Source organism: Vibrio sp. 1288 (assembly GCF_033344475.1).
Genome location: NZ_JAWPOX010000311.1, coordinates 1 through 833, shown reverse-complemented (window position 1 = coordinate 833; position 833 = coordinate 1). Strand labels below are relative to the sequence as shown.

2 protein-coding genes are annotated in these 833 nt (G+C 49.8%); both read right to left on the bottom strand.

Features of this window, described 5'->3' with window-relative positions; genetic code table 11:
* The coding region (locus R8O11_RS26440; RefSeq protein ID WP_318194772.1) for an aldehyde dehydrogenase family protein at positions 1-698 on the bottom strand (698 nt) is incomplete at its 3' end.
* Positions 699-716: 18 nt separating this feature from the next.
* A partial coding sequence (locus tag R8O11_RS26435; protein WP_318194773.1) for a proline racemase family protein occupies positions 717-833 on the bottom strand: 117 nt, incomplete at its 5' end.

The window sequence follows — 833 nt, the reverse complement described above, 5'->3', positions numbered from 1 at the left end:
CCGCCAACTGAGCCTGTGAAACCAATGGCTTTAATCTTTGGATGTGTCACTAACGCTTGGCCAAGTTCACGTTTGTTACCTTGAAGCAAAGTAAAAATAGCTGAAGGCAGTTCTTCTTTGTTCAGTGCATTTTCAATACATTCGGCGACGATTTGGCTCGTTCGCGGATGCGCGGTATGACCTTTAACAATAACCGGACAGCCAGCCGCTAGTGCAGATGCGGTATCGCCACCCGCGGCTGAGAATGCCAGCGGAAAGTTCGAAGCACCAAAGACGGCGACAGGGCCAATGGCAATTTGTTGGCGACGAATGTCAGGCTTTGGTAGAGGTTGGCGTTCAGGATTTGGCGTATCGAAGATGGCTTGATGATAACTGCCAGATTTTACAACATCTGCGAACAATCGTAGCTGGTTAGCCGTTCTGCCGACTTCTCCCTCTAAACGTGCCTGTGGAAGCGCTGTTTCTAAATGCGCACACGCGACAATATCTTCACGTCTTGCTTCCAACTCTGACGCAATAGAGCAGAGTAGGTTGGCGCGCTTTTCGTTGCTGAGTCGGCGAAAACTGCGTGCAACTTTGGCTGCTGCTTCTGCAGCTTGGTTAACTTCCATCTCTCCATGGACGGGAAACAGCGTCGTTAATCGTTCACCGGTAAAGGCGTTGGTGGCGTAAAACACCTGTGAGTTTTGCGAATTCATTGTTCTTCCTTACTGTCCTTATTTCACTTCAAATCCGTACGCGTACGGGTCTTCGTCATCGACCCAAATGGTGTTGTGGCCATACACTTGTGCCCAACCTTCAATGCTCGGCAAAATCGCCGTTTGCCCGTTTAC